This is a genomic window from Calditerricola satsumensis (assembly GCF_014646935.1).
Classification (GTDB): Bacteria; Bacillota; Bacilli; order Calditerricolales; family Calditerricolaceae; genus Calditerricola; species Calditerricola satsumensis.
The window spans coordinates 1-23,011 of record NZ_BMOF01000027.1; the positions used below are offsets into that span (position 1 = coordinate 1).

Sequence of the window (23,011 nt, forward strand, 5' to 3'; positions counted from 1 at the left end):
CGTCGCGGTGACCGCCTCCGTCCTCAACGTGCGCTCCGGGCCGGGCACCAACTACGCCATCATTAGCCAGGTAAAGCGCAACACCCGCCTGACGGTGCAAAAAAAGCAGGCCGGCTGGCTGCAGGTCCGCCTGCCCAACGGCCGCACCGGATGGGTATCCGCCCAGTACGTGCGCCCGGTCCATCCTACAGCCCCTTCACAAGGGAGCGCCAAACAACCGCCAGCGGGCGGGACATCTGCGACCGCCAAAACCGCCACCGTTACCGCCTCAAGCCTCAACGTCCGCAGCGGACCCGGCACCCAGTACGCCGTGATCCGCTCCATCCCCAAAGGCACGCGGGTCACGGTCCTCGAGCAACTCGGCAGCTGGTGGCGCGTTCAAGCAGGAAACCTGATAGGCTGGGTCGCAAGCGCGTACCTGCGCGTCGAAACGTCGACGTCCATCTTGCCCGCACCATCGCCACCTCCGGCGCCCGCCACGCCGAAGCCACAGCCGATCAGCGCGCCGGGAACAGAACCGCCACCGGCGTCGAACGATCCGCAAGCCATCCTGCGCGGAAAACGCATCATCCTCGACCCCGGTCACGGCGGTCAGGATCCGGGTGCCATCGGCCGCACGTTGGGCACATTGGAAAAAACGGTGAACCTTCAGGTGGCGCACCTCGTAAAGGCGCGCCTGGAAGACCTGGGAGCCGAAGTGTTCATGACGCGAGAAGACGACCGCTACCCCACCTTGGCCGAGCGCGTGGCCTTTGCGCGCAAGGTGCAAGGGGACGTGTTCATCAGCATCCACCACAACTCGGCGCTCGATCAAACCCTGCGCGGAACCATGACGTTTTACGCCAAAGACGGGCCCTCACGCCTGCTGGCCGAGGCGGTGCATGAGGAGCTGGTGCGCGCCATCGGGCTTCGCGACCTTCAGGTCCGCCGCGCCAATTATTACGTCATCGTCAACAATCCGTATCCGGCCATCCTATTGGAGATTGGCTTTTTAAGCCATCCCGACGAAGAGCGCCTCGTGCGCGATCCGGAATTTCAAGCGCGTGCTGCACAGGGCATCGTCCAGGGCCTCATTCGCTATTTTGCCCTGTCTCCGAATTCCCAACCGGACCTTGCCCGTGTCGCCTATTCTTCGACGCCGTAATGAGGAGGAGGGACGGCTCACACAAGGATTGACAAAGCCGGGCGTACAAGTCGGCGAAACGAAAAGGCCCCGTTCTCGCCCGTAGGCGAGAGCGGTGGCCTTATTCTTTTGCGGAGAAAGAGCCCGTCGCCAGTATCTCGCTGGGCTCAGAGACTTTCACCCGATTGACCGCGCCCATGCCAGACGCACACCCCCCTCCGGACCGCTTCCGGAGGGGGGTGTGTTGAAAACCGGACTATCTTTCACGAGCAGGCGATTCCAGGATCAGCGTCACCGGTCCCACATTGGTGAAGGAGACGTCCATCATGGCGCCAAAGCGGCCTGTTTCCACCCGCACGCCGTACGCGCGCAGCCGCTCGTTAAAGTTCTCGTACAGACGCCGCGCCTCCTCCGGCCGCGCCGCGGCCGCAAAGCTGGGCCGGCGCCCCTTCCGGCAATCGCCGTAGAGCGTAAATTGCGACACGGACAAGATCTCCCCGCCCACCTCCAGCAAGGACCGGTTCAGCTTGCCCGCCTCGTCCTCAAAGACGCGCAGGTGGACCACCTTTTCGGCCATCCAGGCCAGGTCGTCTTCCCTATCCCCGTGGGTAAACCCAACCAGCAGCAAGAGACCGTGCGCGATGGCTCCCACCGTTTCGCCGCCGACGGTGACCCGCGCATCGCGCACCCGCTGCACGACAACGCGCATGAGGATGTCCTCCCTTCCGCTTGTCCCGGACGCCGCCCATAAAAAAGCCGCGCTCCCTACTGCATGACGCGCTGCACGGCATAGATGTCGCGCACCTTTTTGATCTGCTCGACGACCCGATGCAGATGCTCAAGGTTGCGGATGGCCAGCGTCATGTGGATGCTGGCCAGGCGGTTGCGGTCGGTCCGCCCCTGCACCTCGGTGATGTTCGTCTTCGTCTCGGCCACCGCCTGCAGCACTTCGTTGAGGAGCCCTCGGCGGTCGAGGCCCTTGATCTCGATGTCCACCGGGTAATAGGTGTCGGGAGCGTCCACTTCCCACTCGGCGGGCAACAGCCGCTCGGGGGCGCACCCGTGCTTCACGTTGGGGCAGTCCTTGCGGTGAATCGAAACGCCGCGCCCCCTTGTGACGTAGCCGATGATTTCGTCACCCGGAACAGGATTGCAGCAGCGCGAAAAGCGGACGAGCAGGTTTTCCATCCCCTGCACGCGCACCCCGTTGTCGGCCTGCTTTTTGCGCGGCAGGGCGCGCACCTCGGGTAAAGCGATGGTCTCTTCGCGCTCCTGGCGCAGATGCTCCCGCAGGCGACCGGCGATCGAGCCGGGCGAGATTTCCCCGTACCCCACCGCGGCCAGCAAGTCGTCGGCGCTTTGGAAATTGAGCTGGCTGGCCACGCGGGCAAGGTTCTCGTTCGTCAGCATCTCTTTGGCTTCGGGGCCGTGCTTCTCCAGCTCGGAGACGATCGCCTCCCGCCCCTTGGCGATGGCCTCCTCGCGACGCTGCTTCTTGAACCACTGGCGAATCTTGTTGCGCGCCTGGCTGGTCTTGGCGATCTTCAGCCAGTCCTGGCTGGGCCCGTAGCTGTGCTTGGACGTCAAAATCTCGACGATGTCGCCCGTCTTCAGCTCGTAATCGAGGGGCACAATCTTGCCGTTCACCTTGGCCCCGATGCAGCGGTTGCCCACCTCGGTGTGGATGCGATAGGCAAAGTCGAGGGGCACCGCGCCTTTGGGGAGCTCGATGACGTCCCCTTTCGGCGTGAAGACGAACACCTGGTCGGAAAAGAGGTCCACCTTGAGCGACTCGAGGAATTCCTGGGCGTCGCGGAAATCCTGCTGCCACTCGAGGATCTCGCGGAACCACGACAGCTTCTTCTCAAAGGGATCGTCGAGCTTCGTCCGCCCTTCCTTGTACGCCCAGTGGGCGGCAATGCCGTATTCCGCCGTGCGGTGCATCTCCCACGTGCGGATCTGCACTTCCATCGGTTCGCCGTTCGGGCCGATCACCGTGGTGTGCAGGGACTGGTACATGTTCGGCTTGGGCATGGCGATGTAGTCCTTAAACCGCCCGGGCATGGGTTTCCACATCGTGTGCACAATCCCCAGCACGGCATAGCAGTCGCGGACGGTGTCGACGATGACGCGTACGGCGATCAGGTCGTAGATTTCATTGAATTGCTTGTTCTGCGTGACCATCTTGCGGTAAATGCTGTAAATGTGTTTGGGCCGCCCGGAAATGTCGGCCTTGATGCCCACCTCGTTCAGCTTGTCGCGCAGCTTGGCGATCACTTCCTCCAGGTACTGCTCCCGCTCCTGGCGCTTTTTCTTCATCAGGTTGACGATGCGGTAGTACTGCTGGGGATTGAGGTAGCGGAGAGCAATGTCTTCCAGTTCCCATTTGATCGAGGCGATGCCCAGTCGGTGGGCGAGAGGGGCGAAGATTTCCAGGGTCTCCTCGGCGATCCGTTTCTGTTTTTCCTCCGGAAGGTACTGCAGCGTGCGCATGTTGTGCAGGCGGTCGGCCAGCTTGATCAGGATGACGCGGATGTCCTTGGCCATGGCCACGAGCATCTTGCGGTGGTTCTCCGCCTGCTGCTCTTCCTTGGACTGGTATTTGAGACGGCGCAACTTGGTCACACCGTCAACCAGGCGGGCCACTTCGTCCCCAAAGCGTTCGCGGATCTCCTCGAGCGTCACGGCGGTGTCTTCCACCGTGTCGTGGAGAAGCGCGGCAACAATGGTCACCGCATCCAGCTGCAAATCGGCGAGAATGGACGCCACCGCCACCGGGTGATGGATGTAGGGCTCGCCTGACTTGCGGAACTGTCCGGCATGGGCCTTATCCGCAAATTGGTACGCTTGCTCGATTTTGTTTACGTCGTCTTCCGACAGGTAGGTTCGAACGGTCCGTAACAGATCGTCAATCCCCAAAGGCGATCACCTTTTCCGTTCAGCCCGAATGACCGTGATTTTACTGTACATTATTGACCATTCGCGGGAGTGTTGTAAAGGTTTCAAATGAAAGAAGCGACCTGCCAAAAGCAGGCCGCTCGTTCGATCCGATGGGATCCGGCGTTTGATCAGTATTGGACCAGCGAGAAGATGTCGTACCCGGCGAGCCGCTCGCGGCCCTTCAGGTACGTCAGCTCGATGAGGAAGGCGCACCCGACCACGCGCCCGCCCAGCTGCTCGACGAGGGAGATCGTCGCCGAAATGGTTCCCCCGGTGGCCAAGAGGTCGTCGGCGATCAGCACGCGCTGTCCCGGTTTCACCGCGTCCTTGTGCATCGCGAGGACGTCTTTGCCGTACTCCAGGTTGTAGCTGGTCTCCACCGTTTCCGCGGGCAGCTTGCCCTTTTTGCGCACGGGAACAAATCCGACGCCCAGGGCATAGGCGAGCGGCGCGCCGATCACAAAGCCGCGCGCCTCGGGCCCGACGACCAGCTCCGCGTTCTTCTCCCGCGCATAGGCAAGCAGGGCGTCAAGGGCCGCCTTGTAGGCCGGGCCGTCCTTGAGCAGCGTGGTGATGTCCTTAAACAAGATGCCCGGCTCGGGGAAATCGGGAATGACGCGAATCTTCTCCTTAAAGTTGATGGCCATGGCACAACGCCTCCTCGTTCACCGTCTCGCCCAGCAGCTGGGCAAACCACTCCGCCAGCGCCGTCTGGGACGAATAGACCAATTCGCGCTCGAGGGCGCACCGCTCTTCCTCCTCGCGGTACCGCCGCGAGTCGGAAAGCCGGCGCCGCGGCGGGTTGGGCGTGCGCACGACGCCGTCCGCCGCTTTCATCACCAGGCCGAGTTCGGCAAACACCTCGAGAATGAACCGCGCCGTGCGCGGCTTGACCCCAAAGCGTGCGACGGCGCGAAAGAAGGTCTCGTCAAGCCGCCGCGTTTGGCCGCTGGGCAGGCAGCAGTAGACCGCTTTGAACGCCTCCCGACCGGGAAAGGCGCCAAAGGCACTGTCCGGATCGGCGCCAAACAGGCAATACACGCGGCTCAGCCGTGGAAACGCCTTCAGCACACGGCGCAGCGCTTCCCGGTTGGTCGGGAGGTCGTACAGCACGACGTGCTCCACCTCGTCGGCCGCGGGCGGCGCGCCGAACCACCGCACCGTGCCATCCGGCATCACGCGGCCGCCGCGCAGTCCGCTGCCGACCACGTCGAGGACATAGGCCAGCTCCCGCTCGTGCCGATCGGCAAAGGCGAACACAACGGTGCGCGAGGGAGCGGGCACCTCGCGCAGCCTTTCCCCGGGATTCGGCACGCCGCGCCAATCAAACACCTGCACATGGGGCACCGCCACATCGCGCAGGATGAGTTGCGGACGCCGCATGCCGTTCCACTCGTTGACGGCCAGCTCCCCGACCACGTCGAGGCGATCGGCGGGCGTGAGCGAGTCGGCCAGCTCGCCCAGCGAAAACCCGACGGCGTCCAGCGTGCCGCTGCCGTCGGCAAGCAGCGCCTTGAAGTGCTGGCCGTCCCGCCCCACGCGCCGAAACTGGGCCAGGCGCACGCCGGAGAGGTGCACCCGCGGGAAGGGATTGCCGACGCCGAAGGGCGAAAGGCGCATCACCGTCTCCACCGCCTCGAGGGTCACCTCTGAGAGGGCACACGCGGCGTCCACATGGGTGACGGGAACCAGGTCCTCGTCCTGAAGGCGCGCGCCGGCCACGGCATTGAACCGCTCGCGCAGCAGCGGGATGGCATCGGCGGGCAGGGTCAGGCCGGCCGCCATGGGATGCCCGCCAAAATGGGTAAACAGGTCGCGGCAGGTAGAGAGGGCTTGGTACAGGTCAAACCCCTCGATGCTCCGCGCCGATCCCTTGGCCACCCCCGACGACGCGTCGATGGACAGCACCACCGTGGGGCGATAAAAGCGCTCCACCAGTTTGGAGGCGACGATGCCCACCACACCGATGTTCCACCCTTCCCGCGCCACCACAATGGCGCGATCGCGCGGCCAATCGCAGGTGGCGGCCACCTCCTCCGCCGCCTCGGCAACGATGCGCTCGACGAGGTCCTGCCGCTGCCGGTTCAGCGCGTCGAGGCGCTTGGCCAGCGCGTCCGCTTCCGCCGGGTCGTCGGTGGTGAGAAGGCGCACCGCATCATCGGCCGAATCCAGCCGCCCGCCGGCGTTGAGGCGCGGGCCGAGGGCAAACCCGACATGCCCCTCGTCGACGGGTTTCCCCTCCAGACCGCTGACGCGCAGCAAGGCGCGGAAACCCGGACGGTTCGTGCCGTTCAGCGCCGCAAGCCCCAGCTTGGCCAGCACGCGGTTTTCGTCCACCAGCGGCACCAGGTCGGCAATCGTCCCCACCGCGGCGAGGTCGAGGAACTCCAGCGGTGGACGGCCCAGCAGCGCATGGGCCACCTTAAAGGCCACGCCGACGCCGGCCAGTTGGTCGAAGGGATACGCACAACCGGGCTTTTTCGGATTGATGATGGCATAGGCGTCGGGAAGGACAACGGGCGGTTCGTGATGATCGGTGATGATGACGTCCACGCCGCGCGCGCGGGCAAGCGCAACGGCCTCTACAGCGGTAATGCCCGTGTCGACGGTCACGAGGAGGCGAAACCCCTGTTCGGCGGCCCATTCGATCGCCTGCGGATGCAAGCCATACCCTTCGGTAAAGCGGTTGGGTACATAATAGTCGAACCGCGCGCCCAGCATGCGCAGGAGATGCACCATGAGCGCCGTGCTGGTGACGCCGTCCGCATCGTAGTCGCCGTAGATGAGGATGGGCTCGCCCCCCGCAATGGCCCTGCGGATGCGGGCCACAGCCCGTTCCATGCCGTCAAGGTTGAACGGGTCGTGAAAGTGGTCCGGGGTCGGGTTGAGGAAGCGCTCCGCCTCATCGGGATCGGTGATCCCCCGCTGGACAAGCAGGCGCGCCACCAGAGCCGGCAAACCGCACCGCTGCGCCAGATCCCGAGCCGCCTGCTCATCGTACGGCCGCATGCGCCACCGCGTCTTCGGCTTCAGCACGCGATTCACTCCTTGATTGGACCGCTTTCATTATACGAGATGGATGGGGTGGTGTAAACGTTCGAATTTGCAGCGTGATCACCCGCTGTATTGCGGTCATCGCGGGCTCTTTCGCCTTCGAAATCCGAACATTTCCGGGGAAAGGGGTTGACGTGGACCAAGGCGTCACGCACGTGGGCAAACTCCTCAACGAGCCGCGCCTTCACCGCCTTGGCAATCTCGTGCCCCTCTTCCACGGTCAACCGCCCGTCGACGGCAATCTTCACGTCGACGACGACGTAATGGCCATGCTCCCGAGCCAGGAGCTCGTCGACCCGCAGGACGCCCGGAACCCGCTTGACCGCCTCGACCAGCTCCTGGGCATCCTCCGCGTGCAGCACGTGGTCGATCGTGTTGTGAACGGCTTCGTTCAGCATCCGGTAGGCCGTGCGCAGCACGAACAGGGCGACGACGAGCCCCGCCACCGGATCAAGGTGGGCCAATTGCGGCAGCCCCAGGCGCTCCCCGGCGATCGCGCCGCCCACACCAAGAAGCACGGCGCTGCTGGCCAGAGCATCGGACCGGTGGTCCAGAGCGTTCGCCAGGAGGGCGTGGCTGTTCAGCCGTCGCCCGAACCGGAGCGTGATCCGGTACAGGGCCTCCTTGAGGACCACCGTGGCCGCCGCCACAATGGCCGCAGCCACGCCCGGCGCGTCCATCGGACGGAATAAGGCCGTCACCGACGAGCGAGCGATCTCGATCCCCACCACCAGCACGAGGACCGAGACGATGATCGCCGCCACGGGTTCCGCCTTGCCGTGGCCGTAAGGATGGTCTTCGTCGGGCGGCTGGCGGGCCATGCGCAGGCCAATCCACACGGCCAGCGATCCGACGACATCGGTGGCCGAGTTGACGGCGTCGGCGATCAGGGCGCGGCTGCCCGCCCACACGCCGACAATCCCCTTGACCACGGCCAGGAGCACATTCGCGCCGATGCCCAGGACCGCCATCCGGCTCGCCAGGCGAAAGCGCCCTTCTGTCGTCACGCCACCCACCCCATATCCCCACGGTCGCCGCCACAGGGCGAACGGAAATCGAAAACCGCGGGGGTCTCCCGCGGTCAAAAAGCTGGTAAATTCGCTTTTAGTATACCACGTCACGAAGCATTTTCCACGGCCTTGGCCCGCGGGCGACGCAGCTCGCGCACTTTCCATTCGTACCAGATCTGGCTGGCGATGAAGATGGACGAGTACGTCCCCGAGACCAGACCGATGATCAGGGCGAGGGAGAAGTTGCGGATCCCCTCCCCGCCGAGGAAGAAGAGGGCCACGGCGGTAAACAGCACCGTCAGCACCGTGTTGATCGAGCGGGTCAGGGTTTGGTTCAAGCTGGCGTTGACCAGGCGCGCCAGGTCCTCCGCCGTTTTCAGTCGCTGGGCGAATTTCAAGTTCTCGCGAATGCGGTCGAAGATCACGATCGTGTCGTTGATGGAATACCCCAAGATGGTCAGCACCGCGGCGATGAACGGGAGGTCCACTTCCAGCCGCAGCAGCGAAAAGGCGGCAATGGTCATGAACGCGTCGTGAAACAGGGCCACGAGAGCGGCAACGGCAAAACGGTATTCAAAGCGCAGCATCACATACAAGGCGATGCCGACGGAGGCAATCAGCACGGCATAGGCCGCCTTTCGGGCCAGCTCCCGGGCGTAGAGCGGATCGACGGTGCTCTCGGTAAAGCTCGCCTCGCTCACCAGGGCTTCGGCGATCCCTTTCCGCAGGGCGGCAATCTGGTCCTTCGTCAACGTTTCGGCGTAGCGCAGCACGACGCGCTCGCCTTCGCCCCCCGTCTCCACGGCCGCCGGCTTAAGCCCGCCCAGCGCTGCCGCGGCCGCCTCGACCACCCGCTGGGCATCGACCGGTTTACCGGCGTCCACCTCGATGCGCGTGCCGGCCTGGAAGTCGACGCCCAGTTTCAACCCGAAGACGAAGAGGACAACGAGCCCGAGCGCCAGCAGGATCCCGGACACGAGAAAGGAGACGCGGCGGTACTTGATGAAATCGTACCGATAGGCAAAGAGGTCGCTGTGTTTTCGTTGGTTAGAGCTCACGGATGTCACGCTCCCTCACGCCGAAATACCCCGGCGATTGGCCCACCCCGCCGCGGACCAGCCAGTTCAGCATCAGGCGCGACCCCAACACCGCCGTCAGCATGCTGACGAGGATGCTGATGATCAAGGTGATGGCAAAGCCCTGCACGGCGCTCGTTCCAAAGAAGAACAGCACCGCCGCCGCCAGGATCGTCGTCAGGTTGGCGTCGACGATGGTGACGAGGGAGCGCCGCGTCCCGCTGCGCAAGGCGGAGAGGATCGACTTGCCGGCGCGGATCTCGTCCTTGATGCGCTCGGCGGTGATGATGTTGGCATCGACGGCCATGCCAATGCCGAGGATGATCCCGGCGATGCCCGGCAGGGTCAGCGTGGCGTTCATCCACGTGAAGGCGCGCAGGATGAGAAAGATGTAGGCGGCCAGAGCGATAACGGACACGACCCCCGGCATGCGGTAGAAGCCGATCATGAACAGCACCACGAGCGCCGTGCCGACAACGCCAGCGCGGAGCGTCTTCTCCAGCGCTTCTTCCCCCAGGCGTGGCCCGACGGTGTTGGCATAGACCTCTTCCAGCTTCACCGGCAATGCCCCGGCGTTAAGCAGGGCGGCCAGCTCGCGCGCCTCTTCGACGCTTTCCAGGCCGGTGATCATCGCCGTCCCGCCGGGAATAACCTGCTCAACCCTCGGATTGGAGATCAGCTCCTGATCAAGGTAGATGGCCAAGGGCTTGCCCACGTTTTGGCGCGTGATCTCCTCAAACTTTTTGGCATCCTTCAGCTCCAGCGTGACGATCGGCCGGTTGTACTGGTCGAAGTCGGGCCGGGCGCCGTTCTCCTTCAGGTCGGCCCCGGTCATCACCACGTTCCCATTGATGTCCACAAAGCGCAGCTCGGCCGTCCTGCCGATGATCTCCCGGGCCTTGTCCTGATCGAAGACGCCCGCCAGCTTGACGCGGATGCGGTTCGACCCTTCGATCGAAATATCCGGTTCCGCTACACCCAGAACGTTCACGCGCCGGTCAATGGCCGCCACTGTCGCCGCCAGCGTGTCGCGGGTGATCGCCTGCCCTTCCTCAAGCGGCTTTGCCTCGTACAGGATCTCGAAGCCCCCGCGCAGATCCAGGCCCAATTTCACGTCGGCAAGCACATCGTCGGTAAACACGCCGATGATCCCGGCGGTCAACGCGACAGCAAGAAAAAACGACAGCAAGGAACGAACGCGCTTCATCGGTCGACGATTCCCCCTCGCATGACACGGGACATCCCTCGAACAACCGTCCTTAGTGTAGCACAATCTGCCGAAAAACGGTAGAAACCCGCGGCCCACGCCGCCGAGGGTCCGCGAACAGCATGTGTGCATCGCGTCATCGAGTATAATGGTGAACGAACAGGGGGTGAACGAACACGGCCCGTACGCCCAATCCCGAAGAAAAGGAGCGAAGCCAACGTGATTGAGGCCCTGGTCGACCTGATGCATCAGCTGTACGACGTGAAGAGCCTGATCCAGTGGGGTGGCCTTGCCCTCATCTGCCTCATTCTGTTTGTGGAAACCGGTCTGTTCATCGGCTTTTTCCTCCCCGGCGATTCGCTGCTCGTCACCGCCGGCATCTTCGCCGCCGCCGGGCACCTGGACCTGGGCGCCCTCCTGGTGTTCGGATCGCTGTGCGCCATTGTGGGTGATCAAGTCGGGTATTCCATCGGCCGCGCCACCGGCCAGGCCCTCTTTCGGCGCGAAGATTCCCGCTTTTTCAAGCGCCGCCATCTGGAGCGGGCCAAGGCCTTCTACGAGAAACACGGGGCCAAGACGATCGTGCTCGCGCGCTTTGTTCCCGTCGTCCGCACCTTTGCCCCCGCGGTGGCCGGGGCGGCGGCGATGAACTACCGCCGCTTCGTCTTCTACAACATTTTCGGTGGCCTCCTGTGGGTCTGGAGCATGGTGTTGGCCGGGTACACGCTCGGCTCAGCCGTTCCCAACATCGACCAGTACATTCATTACGTCATCGCCGTCGTGATCGTCCTGTCCCTCATTCCCGGCGTGTGGGAATGGTGGAAAGCGCGCACGCAGCCCTGACCCTCCGTCGCCCTACCGCAGCCGCAGCGCAAAGCGGCCGGCACGGCGTTTCGCACCCGTGCCGGCCGTCGCGTTTTTGGGGCCCGCCTCATTTCGCCACCGAAACCTTCTCGTCTCGGGGGGCCGAATCCTTGTACGCCTGCAGCATCAGCCAATTCATCATCTTCGTCGGCGTGAGCGTCAGGATGTCGTTGACCAGCTTGTGCAGCGGGGGCCACGAATCCCCGTACCTTTCCGAGACACACCGCCAGATGTCCTGCGGCGTGATGTTCGCGTAGCCCATGAGCGCGAAATCGCTCGCTTTTAAGCGGCACAGCTCCTTGATCTGGTCCAACTGGTCGAGGTAGCCAACGGGCGACCGCTCGGCGGACATGCCAACCCTCCTTCCCTCCCTGGACATCTCGCGTCTTCGGTTTGCCGGGTCAAGGGGTCATGCCCGGAATTGGACACGGCATATACGTGAACCAGGTGGCGATCTTGACCGGAAAGAAGGGAGCGGGGTTGCGCAAACAATCCTTTTTCCAGGGAACGCTCATCCTGATCGGCGCAGGGATCCTCACCCGTCTGCTCGGCTTCATCCCGCGCATCGCGCTGCCGCGCATCATCGGCGCCGAGGGCGTGGGCCTGTACACCATGGCGGCGCCCACGCTGTACCTGATGATCACGCTGGCCACCTTTGGGCTCAACGTTGCCGTCTCGAAGGTGGTGGCCGAAGCCGAGGCCCGCCGCGACATCGCGCGGATGCAAAACACCCTGCGCCTGTCGCTGGCCTTCGTCCTCGTCCTCAGCCTGGCCATGATGGGGCTGATGATCGGCCTCGCCCCTCTCATTTCCCGATACCTGTTAACCGACCCGCGTAGCTACTACCCGCTGGTCGGCATTGCCCCCATCCTTCCCATCGTCGCCGTGTCCTCCGTCCTTCGCGGCTACTTTCAGGGGCGGCAAAACATGGTCCCCACGGCGATGTCCAGCATCGCCGAAGCCGCGTTTCGCATCGTGGCCGTGCTCGGTCTGGCGTGGACCTTTCAGCCCTACGGCGTGGCGTACGCAGCCATGGGGGCGATGATCGGCGTCGTGGTGGGCGAGTTCGGCAGCCTGTGCGTGCTCCTGTTGTACGTTCGGCGAAGCCTGTGGCACGAGCGCTTTGCCTGGTGGAACCACACCGCCAAAACCATGCGCCGCTCTTGGACACTGGCCAGCGACCTCAGCCGGGTGGCCGTTCCCGTCACCGCCAGCCGCCTGGTGGGCAACGCGATGTACTTCATCGAGCCCATTGCCGTCACGCAAAGCCTGGCCATCGCCGGGATCGGCACGACGGTGGCCACGTCGCTGTACGGTCAGCTGGAAGGGATGGCCATTCCCCTTCTCTTGATGCCGACTGCCATTACCTATTCGCTCTCCGTTTCCCTCGTTCCTGCCATTTCGGAAGCCGCCGCCCAAGGCAATTATTCCCTCATCAACCGGCGGTTGTACCAGGCCCTGCGCCTGTCGATCGTCATCGGCGGGCCGTGCGCCGTCCTCCTCTACGTGTTGGCCCGTCCGCTGTGCGACCTGTTGTGGCGGGCGCCGGAGGTGGGCCGCCTGCTCGAAATCATGGCCCCCTTCTCCCTGTTCTTGTACGTGCAGGGTCCGCTGTCCGCCGCCTTGCAGGGCCTTGACCGGGCCCGCGAGGCGATGCGCAACTCGATCATCGGCGCCGTGGTGAAGACGGCGGCCATCTTCGCCTTTGCCACCCAGCCGCGCCTGGGCATTGACGGCGTGGCCATCGCCATCAACATCGGCATGGTCCTCGTCACGCTGCTGCACCTCTCCAGCTTGGCCCGCACCCTCAGCCTCACCCTTGCCCTGCGCGACTATGGGAAAACCGGCCTGGCCCTGCTGCTCATGGGGTACATCGCCCGCTATGCCTACGACGCGTGGTTTGCCGGCCTTTCCCTCGGCGGCCGGGTGTTTGCCACCGGCGCGCTGGCCTTGCTCGTCTACACCGTGCTGCTTGTCTGGCTGCGCGTCCTCGGCCGGCAAGATATCCAGCGCATCCCGTGGATCGGCGACGTTCTGGCGCCGTACTTCCCCAAACGCTAAACCCCCGCCTCGGTTCGCGCTTGCCTGCGCGTCAGCGGGGGTCTTTCAAATCGACAAACAGGCGGCCGGTGCTGTCGATGCTGCAAAAGGCCACTTCGCGAAACTCCCTGGCCCCAAAACGCTGGATCTGGTTTTTGAGCCAAAACCGCGTCTGGCCAATTTGCGCCAAGTTCTCGTCCTTCACCTTCCCGTCCACGATCAGCGGAAGGGGAAGCGCGCCGGTCGAAACGGGACGGACGCCCAGTTCCTCGCGCGTGGGCGTCTCCTTTTCCGGCTTGAGCCGCACGCTGAGTTTCCCCGAGGGCTCGAGGATGGCAAATTCGACGTCGGCCAGATTGTGCACGTTTTTTTCGCGAAGCTGCATGAGCAAGTCGTCCAGGTTGTAGCGGTTGCGGGCCATTTCCCGATCCCGAATTTGGCCGTGCTCGACGAGAACCACCGGTTTTCCGTCCACCAGATGGCGCAGCCGTTCGCTCTTGAGCGACGCGTACGCCATGAGGATCTGCACCGCCACCAGCGTGGCGATGGGAACAAGGCCGTTGACGAACGGCCGCTTGGTGTCCTCGATGACGATGACGGCAATCTCGGCGATCATGATGGAGACGACAAAGTCAAAGACCGACAGCTTGCCGATCTCCCGCTTCCCCATCACGCGCATGATCGCCAAGATAAAAAAATAAATGAGCAGCGTGCGCAGGAAAATGATGAACAGGTCCATGGCGACCGTTCTCCTTCGACTTTGCGGTACCCATAGTGTCACCGGCGCGCCATGCCCTATTCCCGTAAACCTTCTCCATCACAACCAGCGTCGTTTTTTAAACGCGTACAGCATGCAGCCGGCCACGGCCGCCATGAAGAACACGATGACGAAAAACGGCCACAGCGAGCCCTCGCGAATGAAGGGGAAGGTGACGTTCATCCCAAAAACGCCGGTAACAAAGGTGAGCGGGAGCATGATCGTCGAAATGATGGTCAGCACGCGCATGATTTCTTGCGTGCGCGCATTGATGATCGAATTGTACGTCTCTAAGGCGCGGTTCACCAGGTCGCGGTTGGTCTCCGTCGCGTCAACGATGCGCTCGAGGTGATCAATCAGATCGGTGTAAAAGGGGATGTTTTCCTCGCGAATGGGAAACGTCCATCTTCCGTTTACATCCTTAAACACCCACCGCTGCGGAAGGATGACGCGGCGGATGAGGATGAGCGTCCGCTTGATCGCGAGAAACTCCTCCGTGATTTCCTCCACGTCGTCGTGCTCGTAGATCTCGTCCTCCAGCTCATCAATGCGCACGCTGATGCGTTCGAGAATGGGAAAGTACTCGTCGGTGATGCCGTCGACGATGCAGTAGAGCAGATAGTCGGGGCCTTTGTTCATGTACTCGATGCTCCGGTGGCACGCCGCGGCAATCCGGCCGATGGTGGGCATCGGCGTCTTGTGGATGGTGACCAGGTAGTTGGGGCCGAGGAAGACGTTCAGCTCCAGCGTGGTCACCTCTTCTTCGCTTTCTTCGTTGTACCGCAGGGCGTGCAGCACAAAAAACCAGTAGCCGTCGTATTGATCCACCTTGGCCCGCGGGCTGACATGCAGGCAGTCTTCGATGGTCAACGGGTGGAAGTCGAACAATTTCGCGATGTACTGGAGCTCATCGTTGCCCACATCGTACAGGTCGATCCAGAGAAGGTCTTCCGGGGATTTCAAAAAGGTGTGCATGCGGTCAAGGTCAACGTCGTGTTCCATCCGCCGTTCGGAATGGTTGTAAAAGTACGTTTTGATCACGGTGGCCCTCCTTTCGTTCCAGCCGGTTCGCGAGGCCGCTCACGAACCGCCTATGAGAAAGTAGCGCAACCACAGGTACAGGTCCCCATCCCGTGCCCCAAATCCTGAATCAGCGGCATCATCGTCGCCACGAAGGGAATGTTGTCGACGAACGCCGACGTGTTGCAGGGAACCCACAAGGACGAACAGACCCACAAAAAAGAAAATCGACACCCACTCGACGCTGTGGAGCCTTTTCCACGTCCCGTTCATCCACCCCGATGAGCAAGAGGAGGGTGGCGCCGGCCATGGCGATGACGGCCGCGAGGGTCTTCCATTCGATTTACGTGGCTAGAGCCTCGTCAAACGGCAACACGCCCGTAAGGATGACGCCCGTCGCGCTTCCAGCGCGGCCACGGCCCGATTGCGAAACTCCGTGATGATGATGAGATACGTCACCGAAAAGAACACCAGAGCCAGGAAGAGTTTCCAGGTCGGAACGGTCGTAGACAGCACGTGTTCCACGTCGTTCGCTCCTTCCGCGCGTTTCCTTCTTCATTATATAGAGCGGAAGAAGCCTCGTCCACGAAGCAAAACGGCATGATCGCCTCCGGCTCGTCATAAGGATGAGGTGGAAAGTATACGGACAGGGGGAGAGAGGATGCGGCCTTCTCCGTTTTCGTCGATCGGCTGGGGGCTCTTCGTTGCCACGCTGCTCGTCTTTGCCGGATCGCTGCTGACGGCGACGGTCCTGCGCTTCACCAGCGTGAGCGAGCAAACCCTTTCGTACTGGACGTATGGCACCTCGGCCATTGCGCTGCTGATCGGGGGATTCGTGTCGGGGCGGCACAGCGGGCAGCGCGGATGGTACTACGGCGGAATGACCGGCCTGCTTTACGGCACGCTGATCTGGATCATTGGCTTTTTGGGGTTTGACGCCTCGTTCAACGCGGCCACCCTGTGGTTTCTCGTGATGGCCTTCCTCTGCGCCGCCTTGGGCGGCATCCTGGGCGTCAATCTTTCGCGAAATTGACGGCGTCCGTTTTTGCCACGCGAGCGGTTTTCCAACAGCCCCCTCAGAACGCTACCGCGAATATGGTATAGTAATAGTGGGGATTGCGACGATAGGGGGTGATCCTTTGACGTTTAACCTGTGGTTTAACCTTTTTGCCATCGCCACAACAACAGCGGTTTTCACATGGTACGCCACCGGTCGGCAGCCGTTTGCCGCCGCCGGCCAATTTCTTCGAGACCTGCGCACCAGCCGCATCGTGCGCCTGCATTTTCTGGCCATGCTGGTGCTCTTGGTCTTGAACAAGATGGAGCAGAAGCTGGAACAGGAGATGAACGTTCCCGTCGACTTCACCCCCCTGATCTACTCTGTTGAGGGCGACTTCGTCTACTGGGTGCAACGGCTTTTTGAGCACCCCGTTTTGACCTACGTCTTGACGTACTTCTACGTGGTTGTTTTGATCGCGATGATCGTTTCGTCGCTGCTCGTCTATTCCCAGACGCGCCACCTCAAGGCCTTTCTGACCCTAACCTATGCCTTGATGTTGAACTATCTCGTCGCCATTCCCTTTTACCTTTTCTTTCCCGTTGTAGAGGTTTGGGCCTATCATCCAAAGGTGGCGTTTCTCATCCCCCAGGTGTATCCGGGGTTCGAAACGGAATACCGGCCGATGTCCGGCTTGGACAACTGCTTCCCCAGTTTGCACACCTCGCTGTCGGTGACGTTGGCCCTTGTTGCGTCGCGCTGCGGTTACGTGCGCTTTGCGCGCCTGCTTGGCCTTTGCGCCGGGGTGATCATCTTCTCGATCTTCTACCTCGGCATTCACTGGCTGTCCGACATGACGGCGGGCCTGCTCTTGGCCCTGTTCGCCGCCGGCGCGGCGGAGCGGCTGGCTCACGCGGCGATGGCCGAGCCAAAAACGCAAATGTATGTGGAAAAGCAGTAAACGGCGGGTGTGGCACCCGCCGTTTCTTTTTCTGCAACATCTGCACAGGTAAGCCTTCGGCTCGGAGGGAAACGCAACGCTCACTTTTCCTCTTCGTTGAGCACCGCCTTGATCGCACCGCGCTCAAAGGTCAGCCGGGTGCTTTCGTTGACCCGCAGGACCACCTTGTCCTCGGTCAAATCGACAATGGTGCCGTACAGGCCGCTAAACGTGACCACGCGATCCCCTTTCTTGAGGGCGGCGATCATGGCCTGGTGCTGCTTCTGCCGCTTCTGCTGCGGGCGAATGAGCAAGAAGTAGAAGATGGCAAACATCAGCACCAGCATGAGGATGGACGACAGCCAGCTTCCCTGCTGCGCCGCAGGCTGGGCCAACTGCATCATGGCGCGTGTCTCCTCCTATCGCGTTAAAGTTAAAAAGCGCGGTCCTCCTCCATCCGATAGCGGGCGTAAAAGGCATCGCGGAAGTCGAGCAGCCGATCTTCCCGGATCGCCCGGCGAATCTCTGCCATCAGGTTTAAGAGAAACGCCAGGTTATGGTAGGTGGTCAGGCGAATGCCGAGGATCTCGTCGGCTTTGATCAGGTGGCGGATGTACGCCCGCGTGTAGTTCCGGCACACATAGCAATTGCAGTGGGGGTCGAGCGGGCCAAAGTCGCGGGCGTACCGCGCGCTTTTGATGACGAGGCGCCCCTCGGTGGTCATCACCGTCCCGTTGCGCGCCACGCGCGTCGGCAGCACGCAGTCGAACATGTCGATGCCGCGGATCACGCCTTCGATCAGCGCATCGGGGGAACCGACGCCCATCAGGTACCGGGGCTTGTCGGCCGGCAAGAGCGGCACGGTGTACTCCAGCACCTCGTACATCACCGCTTTGGGCTCGCCCACGCTCAGGCCGCCCACCGCATACCCCGGCAGGTCGAGCTCCACCAGCTCCCGCGCGCTTTGCTCGCGCAGGTCGCGGTACACGCCGCCCTGGACGATCCCAAAGAGGGCCTGGTCCTCGGCGCGCCGGTGCGCCGCCACGCATCGCCGGGCCCAGCGCGTCGTGCGGGCTACGGACTGCTTCACGTACTCGTACTCCGCCGGGTACGGGGCGCACTCGTCAAAGGCCATGATGATGTCGGCCCCCAAGGCGTTTTGGATCTCGATGGCCTTTTCGGGGCTCATGAACAGCTTTTCGCCGCTGAGGTGCGAGCGGAAGGTGACCCCTTCTTCCTCAATTTTCCGCAACGGGCTTAGGCTAAAGACTTGAAACCCGCCGCTGTCGGTGAGGATGGCCCGATCCCAGTTCATGAAGCGGTGGAGCCCCCCGGCTTCGCGGACGATGTCAGGCCCAGGGCGCAAATAGAGGTGATAGGTGTTGCTGAGCACGATCTGCGCCCCAAGCGCTTTGAGCTCCTCGGGGGTCATCGCCTTTACCGTGGCCAGCGTCCCCACCGGCATGAACACCGGCGTGTCGATCACGCCGTGCGGGGTGTGGAGGCGCCCCAAGCGCGCCCCGCTTTGCCGGCAGACGTGAACGAGCTCAAACCGTATGGCCAATCTCGTCCCTCCCAAACATCTTCCATTATACCCCACGGCGAAGGCCAAGCCAAACGCCATCGCTCAAAGGATGAGCATGGCGTCGCCAAAGCTGAAGAACCGGTAACGCCGAGCGATCGCCTCGCGGTAGGCGGCCAAGATGCGTTCCCGCCCGGCAAAGGCGCTGACCAGCAAGATCAGGGTGGAGCGCGGCAGGTGAAAGTTGGTGATCAGGGCGTCGATGGCGCGAAACCGGTAGCCGGGGTAAATGAAGATGTCCGTCCATCCGCTTTCGGCGACGAAGCGCCCGTCGTGCCGCTGGGCGACCGTCTCCAGCGTACGCGTCGTCGTCGTGCCCACGGCGACGATGCGCCCGCCGCGCGCGCGGGTGCGGTTGAGCAAATCGGCGCAGGCTTCGCTGACTTCGTAATATTCGGCGTGCATGCGGTGGTCCTCCACGCGCTCGGTCGTCACCGGCCGAAACGTGCCCAATCCCACATGGAGGGTGAGGGTGGCGATGTCGACGCCCTTGGCGGCAATCGCGTCGAGCAGCTCGCGCGTGAAGTGAAGCCCGGCCGTCGGCGCGGCGGCGGAGCCGGTCTTTTTCGCATACACCGTCTGGTAGCGTTCCGGATCGTCCAGCTTGGCGCGGATGTACGGCGGAAGGGGGATTTCGCCAAGCCGTTCGAGAACGGCGTGAAAATCGCCGCCCTCGTATTGAAAGCGGAAGATGCGTCCGCCCGCGTCGGTCACTCCTTCGCAGACGCCCCGCAGGAGCCCGTCGCCGAAGGAGACGACGGTGCCCGGCCGCACGCGCTTGCCGGGTTTGACCAGCGTCTCCCAGCGGTCATCCCCAAGGTCTTTCAGGAGGAGCACCTCAATTTTGGCCCCTGTCCCCTCTTTGACCCCGAACAGGCGTGCCGGCATCACCCGCGTATCGTTGAGCACCAAGGTATCGCCCGGGTGAAGGTATTCGATCACGTCCCGAAAGCGGCGGTGCTCGAGCTCGCCCGTCGCCCGATGCAAAACCAAAAGGCGCGACTCCGCCCGGTCGGGCAGAGGCGTTTGGGCGACGAGTTCTTCGGGAAGATCAAAATCGTAGTCTTTGATGTCCACCGCCGTTCCTTCCTTTCTCTTCTCTGTATACGATCGCGCGTCAGCGCTTCTCGATGGTCGTGCCCGGATAATAGTGCTGCAAAATGTCATTATAGGATTTCCCGTTTTTCGCCATGGAAATCGCCCCGTACTGGGACAGGCCCAACCCATGCCCGTACCCCGCACCGTGGAAGCGGAAGACGGCATCCTTGGCCACCACGCGCAGGCGGCCAGAGGCCCCGAGGGCAAAGAACACGTCGCTCGCGCCGTTGGGCTGGCTTACGCCGCCGGATGCGGACACCGCCGCCAAGCTCACGGAACGATCAGGAAACTCCGCAGTTTTCCCGCCGGCAGCCAACACAGCAAAGCGGCCCATCTCCTCCACGTCAAACTTCGTGCTGCGCAGGGGAACCGTTGAACCGCTCGACGTTGTTTCGCGGAACAGCGAGCGGTATTGGTCGGGGTACTTCACGGCGATCGGCAGGCCGTTGGCGCGCAGTTCGATCACCCGCCCCGACGGGCCACGCTTGGCCACTTCCAGATGCTCGACACGGCCGACGACGGGAAGCGAGGTCCCATTGTTGATCATCTCCGCCAACGCTTCGCCGGTAAAGGGGCCGGCGATCCAGCGGTAGGGGTTGTTTTCCTTGACCGTCTCCAACAGAACGACGCGCGTACCACCGGGCAGCACGGTGCGAACGGGCAGCTGCGCGCTGGGCCCGATCCGCACGTTGAGGCTCGTCGTCGTCACGCCGTAGGACAGGCCAAGCGGATGGCGTTCTTGCAACGTCTTCACGTATCCGCTGTGGACATATCCCACGATCCCGCCCGGCGCGGCCACGCGGTACCAGACGGGGGCGCTGTCATGGGGAAGGGTGTCCGGGCTGGCCACCGGTTTGAGGTACGGCACAGGATTGCCCCACACTTCGCTGCCGTCCGCCGTCATGCCCCCGGCATTGGAATAATAGAGGGTTTCGGCCAGCTGGCCGTTGTACGTCAGCACCATCCCCGACGTGGCGTCCACCGCCCGGCGCACGGCGTCGTTTTCAGCCTTGTAGCCCTGGTAGGCCTGGTCGAACGTCGAGTCCGACAGATGGGCCACCTTATACTTGGGCTTGTTGGCCGACCGGGCGCGCAGCGCGTAGGTGCGGGCGATCACCGCCTGGGCCTTCAGCGCTTCTGGGGGCGAGGAGCCGCCGATTTCCACGCCGACGACGCCATAGAGGTACTGTTCCAGCGGCAGCTCGTTGATCAGGGCCAGTTTCCCGTCAACCACGCGCACTTCCATCTCGCCGCGGTAGGTGCGGCCCCTCTTCTCCGCAACCGCTGTAACCGGCACGCCGCCGCTTGGCTTTGGAACGAGGCGCACCACCTCGTTTGCCGCCGTCCACAGGGCCACGGCGCCACCCGGCCAATCGATCAGCACATAGCGCGGCGACCCGTTCGGAAACACCCGTTTCAGGAGCACATCAACCGGCTCAAAGGACCGCTCCGGGACCAGCTGCTCAAGGACCACGCCGGTTTTCTGGTGGGCCTCCGGCGTCGTGTCGTTCCCTGTCCAGACGTAGTAGCGCACGCTTCCGTTCTCGGGAAGGGCCGCCACGCGGGGCGCGGCGCCGGCGGCCAGCGCGCCGTTTTGCACGGCGGCGCGAATGCGGCTCTGCATGGCGCGCGCTTCGTCCAGCGAGGCAAAGGGTCCGGTGCTCCACCTGAGCACAGGTGTGTCAACGGCGACTTTGACCGCTTGTCCGCTGCCCGCGCTCAGGTACGCCACGCGCGAGCCGCCCGCAGCCCCGTACACGGTTAGCCCGCTTGGCGAGGAAAGGGTATAGGCCGGACGCGTATCCCGGTACAGCTCGCCGATGTCGATAAAGAGCGCCACGCGAATCGTTCCGCCGGCCGCCTCTGCAACCGAAGCGGGCGGCAGCGCACCGGGCCACGCCGCGGTCCCCACCAGCAGGCTGACGAGTGCCATCACGAACGCAATGCGTTTCCGCATCCTTTTCCCCCCCTCCCAACGTTGCCCCCCATCCCTTCGACAAAAGGGCGCCAAATCCTTCCCCAACCCGCAAGAGTAAGAAACTTCCTCCCAGCAGGACGTTCGCTTCCTATCGCCAAAAACGCCCCAACACCGTGAGCAGCAGGGACAGCACCAAACTGATCACGAGCGACGAGACGATCGGAAAATAGAAGCGCACGTTTTCCTTTTCAATGGCGATGTCGCCGGGCAGGCGCCCGAGCGGAAAGAATCGTCCGCCCACCTGCCACAAGAGCCCGACGACCACCAGCACGAGCCCCGTCACGACGAGAAACTTGGCCACCGGATTCACGTTCGGGGCACCTCCCGCCGAAAGTGTTGGTACGCCAGGGGCGTCGCCACGCGCCCGCGCGGCGTGCGCTGGAGAAAGCCGATCTGCAACAAGTAGGGTTCGTAGACGTCCTCGATGGTATGCGGCTCCTCGCCGATCGTCGCCGCCATCGTCTCCAGGCCCACCGGCCCGCCGCCGAAGGTGTCGATGATGGAAAGGAGCAGTTTGCGGTCAATGGCGTCAAGGCCCATCGGATCCACCTGCATCCGCTCGAGGGCGTCCCGCGCCACCGCCCCGGTGATCACCCCATCGCCGCTCACCTGGGCAAAGTCGCGCACGCGCTTGAGGAGGCGGTTGGCCACCCGCGGCGTCCCGCGCGCGCGCCGGGCGATTTCCCGCGCCCCGTCCTCCCGCAGGCGCACGCCGAGGATGTCGGCGGCCCGCAGGAGGATCAGCACGAGCTCGTCCTCCGTATAATACTCCAGGCGCACCACGACGCCGAAGCGGTCGCGCAGCGGCGAGGACAAGAGGCCGGCCCGCGTGGTCGCTCCGATCAGCGTAAAGGGCGGCAGGTCAAGGCGCACCGACCGCGCGCTGGGCCCCTTGCCGATGATGATGTCCAGGGCGAAGTCCTCCATCGCCGGGTACAGCACCTCTTCCACCGCGCGCGGGAGGCGGTGGATCTCGTCAATGAACAGCACATCTCCTTCCTCAAGGTTCGTGAGAATGGCCGCCAAATCGCCGGGTCGCTCGATGGCCGGTCCCGACGTGGCGCGCAGGTTGACCCCCAGCTCGTTGGCAATGATGACGGACAGCGTCGTCTTCCCGAGTCCGGGCGGGCCGTACAGGAGCACATGGTCGAGCGCTTCCCGCCGCATCTTGGCCGCCTCGATGAACACGCGCAAGTTTTCCTTGACCCGCTCTTGCCCGATGTACTCCGACAGAAAGCGCGGCCGCAGACTGTACTCCACGGCCGCGTCTTCTGGGGCAAGGTGGGCGGAAATGATGCGCTCTTCCACGCCTTTCCCCTCCTCTT

At 63.3% G+C, this 23,011-nt stretch carries 20 protein-coding genes and 2 pseudogenes; 5 read left to right on the top strand and 17 right to left on the bottom strand.

Features of this window, described 5'->3' with window-relative positions; translation table 11 throughout:
- Positions 1-1,144, top strand: a 1,144-nt coding sequence (locus tag IEX61_RS07345) for an N-acetylmuramoyl-L-alanine amidase family protein (protein WP_188817387.1), incomplete at its 5' end; no start/stop codon positions are given.
- Between the two features lie 235 nt (positions 1,145-1,379).
- Here the strand turns inward: IEX61_RS07345 and dtd are convergent.
- The 6 genes and pseudogenes from dtd to secD form a co-directional block, all read right to left on the bottom strand.
- A complete protein-coding gene (gene dtd, locus IEX61_RS07350; RefSeq protein ID WP_054671267.1) occupies positions 1,380-1,832 on the bottom strand; it encodes a D-aminoacyl-tRNA deacylase in 453 nt (150 codons plus the stop codon).
- 56 nt (positions 1,833-1,888) lie between these two features.
- Positions 1,889-4,042: a RelA/SpoT family protein gene (locus IEX61_RS07355; RefSeq protein ID WP_054671271.1), complete on the bottom strand. Its 2,154-nt coding sequence runs from the start codon at positions 4,040-4,042 to the stop codon at positions 1,889-1,891.
- 149 nt (positions 4,043-4,191) lie between these two features.
- The gene (locus IEX61_RS07360) at positions 4,192-4,710 is read right to left on the bottom strand and encodes an adenine phosphoribosyltransferase (protein ID WP_373277068.1); all 519 of its coding nucleotides are present in this window, start codon (positions 4,708-4,710) and stop codon (positions 4,192-4,194) included.
- Entirely contained in the window at positions 4,694-7,099 is a 2,406-nt protein-coding gene (gene recJ / locus IEX61_RS07365) for a single-stranded-DNA-specific exonuclease RecJ (protein ID WP_188817389.1), read from the bottom strand. The genes IEX61_RS07360 and recJ overlap by 17 nt, the downstream gene beginning before the upstream one ends.
- A gap of 5 nt (positions 7,100-7,104) precedes the next feature.
- Positions 7,105-8,124 (bottom strand): cation diffusion facilitator family transporter, encoded by a 1,020-nt coding sequence (locus tag IEX61_RS07370; protein WP_229725767.1) that lies wholly within the window; start codon positions 8,122-8,124, stop codon positions 7,105-7,107.
- A 110-nt stretch (positions 8,125-8,234) separates the two neighbouring features.
- Positions 8,235-10,410 (bottom strand): annotated as a pseudogene (gene secD / locus IEX61_RS12815) (protein translocase subunit SecD).
- A 219-nt stretch (positions 10,411-10,629) separates the two neighbouring features.
- Between secD and IEX61_RS07380 the strand changes: the two are divergent.
- Positions 10,630-11,253: a DedA family protein gene (locus IEX61_RS07380; protein ID WP_229725769.1), complete on the top strand. Its 624-nt coding sequence runs from the start codon at positions 10,630-10,632 to the stop codon at positions 11,251-11,253.
- An 88-nt stretch (positions 11,254-11,341) separates the two neighbouring features.
- Here the strand turns inward: IEX61_RS07380 and IEX61_RS07385 are convergent, their stop codons facing one another.
- Positions 11,342-11,626 (bottom strand): post-transcriptional regulator, encoded by a 285-nt coding sequence (locus IEX61_RS07385; RefSeq protein WP_054669255.1) that lies wholly within the window; start codon positions 11,624-11,626, stop codon positions 11,342-11,344.
- Between the two features lie 86 nt (positions 11,627-11,712).
- On the opposite strand from IEX61_RS07385, the gene spoVB reads away from it, so the two are divergent.
- Positions 11,713-13,335 carry a stage V sporulation protein B gene (gene spoVB / locus IEX61_RS07390; protein ID WP_229725770.1) on the top strand — a complete coding sequence of 541 codons (1,623 nt, stop codon included), beginning with the start codon at positions 11,713-11,715 and terminating at the stop codon, positions 13,333-13,335.
- A gap of 31 nt (positions 13,336-13,366) precedes the next feature.
- On the opposite strand, the gene IEX61_RS07395 is transcribed toward spoVB, so the two are convergent.
- From IEX61_RS07395 to IEX61_RS07405, 4 genes and pseudogenes are all read right to left on the bottom strand, one after another.
- Entirely contained in the window at positions 13,367-14,053 is a 687-nt protein-coding gene (locus IEX61_RS07395; RefSeq protein WP_188817393.1) for a DUF421 domain-containing protein, read from the bottom strand.
- A 78-nt stretch (positions 14,054-14,131) separates the two neighbouring features.
- On the bottom strand, positions 14,132-15,112 hold the full coding sequence (gene corA, locus IEX61_RS07400) for a magnesium/cobalt transporter CorA (protein WP_054669249.1): 981 nt from the start codon (positions 15,110-15,112) through the stop codon (positions 14,132-14,134).
- A gap of 83 nt (positions 15,113-15,195) precedes the next feature.
- Positions 15,196-15,416, bottom strand: a pseudogene (locus IEX61_RS12475) (SLC13 family permease); the annotation flags it as partial.
- A gap of 26 nt (positions 15,417-15,442) precedes the next feature.
- Positions 15,443-15,616, bottom strand: coding sequence for a hypothetical protein (locus tag IEX61_RS07405; protein WP_157057625.1), 174 nt, complete (start codon positions 15,614-15,616; stop codon positions 15,443-15,445).
- 136 nt (positions 15,617-15,752) lie between these two features.
- On the opposite strand from IEX61_RS07405, the gene IEX61_RS07410 reads away from it, so the two are divergent.
- Entirely contained in the window at positions 15,753-16,124 is a 372-nt protein-coding gene (locus tag IEX61_RS07410) for a TIGR04086 family membrane protein (RefSeq protein WP_054669247.1), read from the top strand.
- Positions 16,125-16,230: 106 nt separating this feature from the next.
- Positions 16,231-17,049 (top strand): phosphatase PAP2 family protein, encoded by an 819-nt coding sequence (locus tag IEX61_RS07415; protein ID WP_054669246.1) that lies wholly within the window; start codon positions 16,231-16,233, stop codon positions 17,047-17,049.
- Positions 17,050-17,129: 80 nt separating this feature from the next.
- Here IEX61_RS07415 and yajC read toward each other — a convergent pair whose 3' ends face one another.
- The 6 genes from yajC to ruvB form a co-directional block, all read right to left on the bottom strand.
- Positions 17,130-17,432: a preprotein translocase subunit YajC gene (yajC, locus tag IEX61_RS07420; RefSeq protein WP_054669244.1), complete on the bottom strand. Its 303-nt coding sequence runs from the start codon at positions 17,430-17,432 to the stop codon at positions 17,130-17,132.
- Positions 17,433-17,461: 29 nt separating this feature from the next.
- Positions 17,462-18,592, bottom strand: coding sequence for a tRNA guanosine(34) transglycosylase Tgt (tgt, locus tag IEX61_RS07425; protein ID WP_188817395.1), 1,131 nt, complete (start codon positions 18,590-18,592; stop codon positions 17,462-17,464).
- 63 nt (positions 18,593-18,655) lie between these two features.
- On the bottom strand, positions 18,656-19,687 hold the full coding sequence (gene queA / locus IEX61_RS07430; protein WP_188817397.1) for a tRNA preQ1(34) S-adenosylmethionine ribosyltransferase-isomerase QueA: 1,032 nt from the start codon (positions 19,685-19,687) through the stop codon (positions 18,656-18,658).
- Between the two features lie 40 nt (positions 19,688-19,727).
- On the bottom strand, positions 19,728-21,665 hold the full coding sequence (locus tag IEX61_RS07435) for a SpoIID/LytB domain-containing protein (protein ID WP_188817399.1): 1,938 nt from the start codon (positions 21,663-21,665) through the stop codon (positions 19,728-19,730).
- Positions 21,666-21,774: 109 nt separating this feature from the next.
- Positions 21,775-21,996, bottom strand: coding sequence for a DUF2905 domain-containing protein (locus IEX61_RS07440; protein ID WP_054673485.1), 222 nt, complete (start codon positions 21,994-21,996; stop codon positions 21,775-21,777).
- Positions 21,993-22,994 (bottom strand): Holliday junction branch migration DNA helicase RuvB, encoded by a 1,002-nt coding sequence (ruvB, locus tag IEX61_RS07445; RefSeq protein WP_188817401.1) that lies wholly within the window; start codon positions 22,992-22,994, stop codon positions 21,993-21,995. The genes IEX61_RS07440 and ruvB overlap by 4 nt, the downstream gene beginning before the upstream one ends.
- Between the last annotated feature and the right edge of the window lie 17 nt (positions 22,995-23,011).

Excerpts from the sequence above, each read along its gene's own strand:
- IEX61_RS07435 (WP_188817399.1), bottom strand. The coding sequence starts at position 21,665 with ATGCGGAAACGCATTGCGTTCGTGATGGCACTCGTCAGCCTGCTGGTG.
- IEX61_RS07395 (WP_188817393.1), bottom strand. The coding sequence starts at position 14,053 with ATGGACCTGTTCATCATTTTCCTGCGCACGCTGCTCATTTATTTTTTT.
- dtd (WP_054671267.1), bottom strand. The coding sequence starts at position 1,832 with ATGCGCGTTGTCGTGCAGCGGGTGCGCGATGCGCGGGTCACCGTCGGC.
- IEX61_RS07360 (WP_373277068.1), bottom strand. The coding sequence starts at position 4,710 with ATGGCCATCAACTTTAAGGAGAAGATTCGCGTCATTCCCGATTTCCCC.
- yajC (WP_054669244.1), bottom strand. The coding sequence starts at position 17,432 with ATGATGCAGTTGGCCCAGCCTGCGGCGCAGCAGGGAAGCTGGCTGTCG.
- IEX61_RS07410 (WP_054669247.1), top strand. The coding sequence starts at position 15,753 with ATGCGGCCTTCTCCGTTTTCGTCGATCGGCTGGGGGCTCTTCGTTGCC.
- IEX61_RS07385 (WP_054669255.1), bottom strand. The coding sequence starts at position 11,626 with ATGTCCGCCGAGCGGTCGCCCGTTGGCTACCTCGACCAGTTGGACCAG.